General features: G+C 72.7%; 4 protein-coding genes. All 4 read left to right on the top strand.

Going from position 1 to position 5,044, the window contains the following annotated elements:
- Positions 1-2,265, top strand: a 2,265-nt coding sequence (gene infB, locus ACOV8S_RS12875) for a translation initiation factor IF-2 (protein ID WP_448317968.1), incomplete at its 5' end; no start/stop codon positions are given.
- Between the two features lie 180 nt (positions 2,266-2,445).
- A complete protein-coding gene (locus ACOV8S_RS12870; RefSeq protein ID WP_448317967.1) occupies positions 2,446-2,739 on the top strand; it encodes a DUF503 domain-containing protein in 294 nt (97 codons plus the stop codon).
- A gap of 66 nt (positions 2,740-2,805) precedes the next feature.
- Positions 2,806-3,264: a 30S ribosome-binding factor RbfA gene (rbfA, locus tag ACOV8S_RS12865; RefSeq protein ID WP_351117244.1), complete on the top strand. Its 459-nt coding sequence runs from the start codon at positions 2,806-2,808 to the stop codon at positions 3,262-3,264.
- Positions 3,261-4,166, top strand: a complete 906-nt coding sequence (truB, locus tag ACOV8S_RS12860) for a tRNA pseudouridine(55) synthase TruB (RefSeq protein ID WP_448317965.1) — start codon at positions 3,261-3,263, stop codon at positions 4,164-4,166. Before rbfA ends, truB begins: the two co-directional genes overlap by 4 nt.
- The last annotated feature ends 878 nt before the right edge of the window (positions 4,167-5,044 follow it).

The following is a 5,044-nucleotide window of genomic DNA, read 5'->3' as shown; positions in this document are numbered from 1 at the left end:
CCCCGTCCCCAGGGCGGTCCCCGTCCCGGCGGCGGCCCCGGCGGCCCGCGTCCCAACCCCGGCATGATGCCGCAGCGTCCCGCTGCCGGCAGCCCGCGTCCCGGCGGCGGCCCCGGCGGCCGTGGTCCGGCCGGCGCAGGTCGTCCCGGCGGCGGCGGTCGTCCGGGCGGCGGCGGCTTCGCCGGCCGTCCGGCCGGTCCCGGCGGCGGCGGTCGTCCCGGTGGCGGCGGCGGCTTCGCCGGTCGTCCCGGCGGCGGCGGTCCCGGTGGCGGTGGCGGCGGCTTCGGCGGTCGTCCCGGCTTCGGCGGTCGTCCCGGCGGCCCCGGTGCCCGTGGCGGCACGCAGGGCGCCTTCGGCCGTCCCGGCGGTCCGGCGCGTCGTGGCCGCAAGTCGAAGCGGCAGCGCCGTCAGGAGTACGAGGCCATGCAGGCCCCGTCGGTCGGCGGCGTGATGCTGCCTCGCGGCAAGGGCGAGACCGTTCGCCTGTCGCGCGGTGCGTCGCTCACCGACTTCGCGGAGAAGATCAACGCCAACCCGGCGTCGCTCGTCGCGGTCATGCTGAACCTCGGCGAGATGGTCACCGCGACGCAGTCCGTCTCCGACGAGACGCTGCAGCTCCTCGCGGGCGAGATGAACTACACCGTTCAGATCGTCTCCCCCGAGGAGGAGGACCGCGAGCTGCTCGAGTCCTTCGACCTCGAGTGGGGCGAGGACGAGGGCGAGGAGGACGACCTGGTCGTCCGTCCCCCGGTCGTCACGGTCATGGGTCACGTCGACCACGGAAAGACCCGACTGCTCGACGCGATCCGCAAGACCAACGTCATCGCGGGCGAGGCCGGCGGCATCACCCAGCACATCGGTGCCTACCAGGTCGCGACCGAGGTCAACGACGAAGAGCGCCGCATCACCTTCATCGACACCCCGGGTCACGAGGCGTTCACCGCCATGCGTGCCCGTGGTGCCCGCTCCACCGACATCGCGATCCTGGTCGTCGCGGCCAACGACGGCGTCATGCCGCAGACGGTCGAGGCGCTGAACCACGCCAAGGCGGCCGACGTACCGATCGTGGTCGCGGTCAACAAGATCGACGTCGAGGGCGCGGACCCGACCAAGGTGCGCGGTCAGCTGACCGAGTACGGCCTGGTGGCCGAGGAGTACGGCGGCGACACCATGTTCGTCGACATCTCCGCCAAGCAGGGCCTGCACATCGACAGCCTGCTCGAGGCGGTCGTCCTGACCGCCGACGCCTCGCTCGACCTGCGTGCCAACCCCACGCAGGACGCGCAGGGCATCGCGATCGAGTCCCGTCTGGACAAGGGCCGCGGCGCCGTCGCGACCGTCCTGGTCCAGCGCGGCACGCTGCGCGTGGGCGACACGATGGTCGTGGGCGACGCCTACGGCCGCGTGCGGGCGATGCTCGACGACAGCGGCGCCAACGTGGCCGAGGCGGGTCCCTCGACCCCGGTCCAGGTGCTCGGTCTGACCAACGTCCCGGGTGCCGGCGACAACTTCATCGTGGTGGACGAGGACCGTACGGCCCGTCAGATCGCGGAGAAGCGCGCCGCCCGCGAGCGGAACGCGGCGTTCGCCAAGCGCACGCGCCGTGTCTCCCTCGAGGACCTGGACAAGGTGCTCAAGGCCGGCGAGATCCAGCAGCTCAACCTCATCATCAAGGGTGACGCGTCCGGTTCGGTGGAGGCTCTCGAGTCCTCGCTGCTCCAGCTGGACGTCGGCGAAGAGGTCGACATCCGGATCCTGCACCGCGGCGTCGGTGCGGTCACGGAGTCCGACATCGACCTGGCGATGGGCTCCGACGCCATCGTGATCGGCTTCAACGTGCGCGCCGCGGGGCGTGCCGCGCAGATGGCCGAGCGCGAGGGCGTGGACGTCCGGTACTACTCGGTCATCTACCAGGCGATCGAGGAGATCGAGGCGGCCCTCAAGGGCATGCTCAAGCCGGAGTACGAGGAGGTCGAGCTCGGCACCGCGGAGATCCGCGAGGTCTTCCGCTCGTCCAAGCTCGGCAACATCGCCGGTGTGCTCATCCGCTCCGGCGAGGTCAAGCGGAACACCAAGGCCCGGCTCCTTCGCGACGGCAAGGTCGTCGCGGAGAACCTCAACATCGAGGGCCTGCGTCGCTTCAAGGACGACGTCACCGAGATCCGCGAAGGCTACGAGGGTGGTATCAACCTCGGAAACTTCAACGACATCAAGGTCGACGACGTCATCGCGACGTACGAGATGCGCGAGAAGCCGCGCTCGTAAGGGAACGGCTCACGGTGGCCGGCGGTACCTCGGTACCGCCGGCCACCGGCGTGTCGGCGGCGTTCCGGGGCACTCCCGGGGCGCCGCCGGGGCGCGGTAAATATTCGTCGGCGGAACCGCGAACCGGGGTACGGTTCAAGGAGCCACCGATCCCGGACCGGCGGGTCATCCGGAAACACCATGTACGTAGGGACTCTGTCCTTCGACATCCTCCTCGGCGACGTACGCTCGCTGAAGGAGAAGCGCTCCGTCGTCCGCCCCATCGTCGCCGACCTGCAACGCAAGTTCTCGGTCAGCGCCGCGGAGGTGGAGCACCTGGACCTCTACCGCAGGGCCGGCATCGGGCTTGCGGTGGTCTCCGGGGACGCGACGCACGTGGCCGACATACTGGACCGCTGCGAGCGCATGGTCGCCGGCCGTCCGGAGGTGGAGCTGCTGTCCGTCAGGCGGCGGTTCCACGGCGACGACGACTGATCCACACAGGCACGCTGTTGCACGCAACGCTGTAACACGAAGAGATACGGAACGGGAGACGGACCAGTGGCCGACAACGCGCGGGCGAAGAGGCTGGCGGACCTCATCCGAGAGGTGGTGGCCCAGAAGCTGCAGCGTGGGATCAAGGACCCGCGGCTCGGCTCGCACGTCACCATCACGGACACCCGGGTGACCGGGGACCTTCGGGAGGCGACCGTCTTCTACACGGTGTACGGCGACGACGAGGAGCGCAAGGCCGCCGCGGCCGGGCTGGAGAGCGCCAAGGGCATTCTGCGCTCCGAGGTCGGCCGTGCCGCCGGGGTGAAGTTCACCCCCACCCTCACCTTCGTCGCCGACGCCCTCCCGGACACCGCCCGGACCATCGAGGACCTCCTCGACAAGGCCCGGCAGTCCGACGCCAAGGTGCGCGAGGCGTCCGCGGGAGCCGGCTACGCCGGCGAGGCGGACCCGTACCGCAAGCCGGGCGAGGACGACGAGGCCGGGACGGACGACACCGCCGAATGACGCAGCACACCCCCACGCCCGACGGCCTTGTCATCGTCGACAAGCCGTCGGGCTTCACCTCGCACGACGTGGTCGCCAAGATGCGCGGGATCGCCAGGACCCGCCGCGTGGGCCACGCCGGCACGCTCGACCCGATGGCGACCGGCGTGCTGGTCCTGGGCGTCGAGCGGGCCACCAAGCTTCTCGGGCACCTGGCGCTCACCGAGAAGGAGTACCTCGGCACCGTCCGGCTCGGCCAGACCACGGTCACCGACGACGCCGAGGGCGAGCTCACCGCGTCCGCCGACGCCTCCGGGGTGACCCGCGAGGCGATCGACAAGGGCGTCGCGGAGCTGACCGGCCGCATCATGCAGGTGCCGTCCAAGGTCAGCGCCATCAAGATCAACGGCGTGCGGTCCTACAAACGCGCCCGGGAGGGCGAGGAGTTCGACATCCCGGCCCGCCCGGTGACGGTCTCGTCGTTCGTGGTCCACGACGTCCGCGAGGCGGTCGCCGAGGACGGCACCCCGGTGATCGACCTGGTCGTCTCCGTGGTCTGCTCCTCCGGCACCTACATCCGGGCGCTCGCCCGCGACCTCGGCGCGGGCCTGGGCGTCGGCGGTCACCTGACCGCGCTGCGGCGCACCCGGGTCGGGCCGTACAAGATCGACACGGCACGCACGCTGGACCAGCTCCAGAAGGAGCTGGCCGTCATGCCGGTCGCCGAGGCCGCCACCGCCGCGTTCCCCCGCTGGGACGTCGACGCCCGGCGTGCCCGGCTGCTGCTCAACGGCGTGCGGCTGGAGATGCCCGACGAGTACGCGGACGGCGGCCCGGTCGCGGTCTTCGGGCCCGAGGGCGTCCTGCTGGCCCTCGTCGAGCCGCTGAAGGGCAAGGCCAAGAGCCTGGCCGTCTTCGGCTGACCCTCCCCGGGCACGGCTCCCGGAGGGCTCCGGGGGCTCCGGGTACTTCGCTGACGCCTTCGCGCCTGCGCACCCGTGGCGGAGTCCCCGCGTTCGGCTTGTCTGGGCGAGGGCCTCCGCCCGGGCTTCCGCCGGGTCCTTGTGCCTGTGCGATCCGCGCCGCGGTCCCGGTGTCTGCTCCTCCCGCCGGAGTTCATGTCCGGGTGCCGACGCTGGTGCCCTCGCGGGGGAGTCCCTTCGGGGTCGGCTGTGCGGGCATGGCCCGCGGCGCAGCCCGGGCGTCTCCCTTGCGAAGGCTTCTCCGCGTCGCCCGGTGGGGTCGGTGGCCCGGCGTCGTTCGCCCTCCGCACCAGCGACATCGCGTCGGCGGTGCCCCGGGGCCGAGACCGTGGCCGTCCGGCACGTCGCGCGCCGCAGTCTCCTGGTCGGCTCCCCGGCTTAGGGGTCCGCGCACTGTTCGGCAGCGCCGGAACCTTCGGGCCGTCGGCTCTGCCACGTGGGCGCCCTCCGTGCCGGCTCTGTTGTGCGGGCGGCCGGGCGGCGGGCAGCTCGCCCTTCGGCAGCGGCGCCGACTCGGCGGCCAGCAGCCCGGCGCGTTCGGCTCCGGCCCCGTCGCCGCGCTGCCGGTCTCCGGCGGCGGGGCGATCAGCGCCCAGCCTCCGTGCCGGCCCACCTGTCCCGGGATTCCGCGCGCCGGGGTCGGCGCGCCGGTTCGTCCATCCCACCCTGGAGCCCTCACGGCGGCCGCCTCCACACGGACGTTCCCGTGCCGGCTCCCGCGCGGGCGTCTCCGGGCAGGCTCTGCCCGGGCGACTCCGCGCGGGCGTCCCAGGGGCTGCTGCGCGGCGGGGCGGGGGGGGCGGCCCGGCGGGCCGGGC

The organism is Streptomyces sp. CO7 (assembly GCF_053474865.1).
This window is presented reverse-complemented; position numbering and strand designations above follow the sequence as displayed.

Coding starts and splice junctions, on each gene's coding strand:
- ACOV8S_RS12870 (WP_448317967.1), top strand. CDS start 2,446: ATGTACGTAGGGACTCTGTCCTTCGACATCCTCCTCGGCGACGTACGC.
- truB (WP_448317965.1), top strand. CDS start 3,261: ATGACGCAGCACACCCCCACGCCCGACGGCCTTGTCATCGTCGACAAG.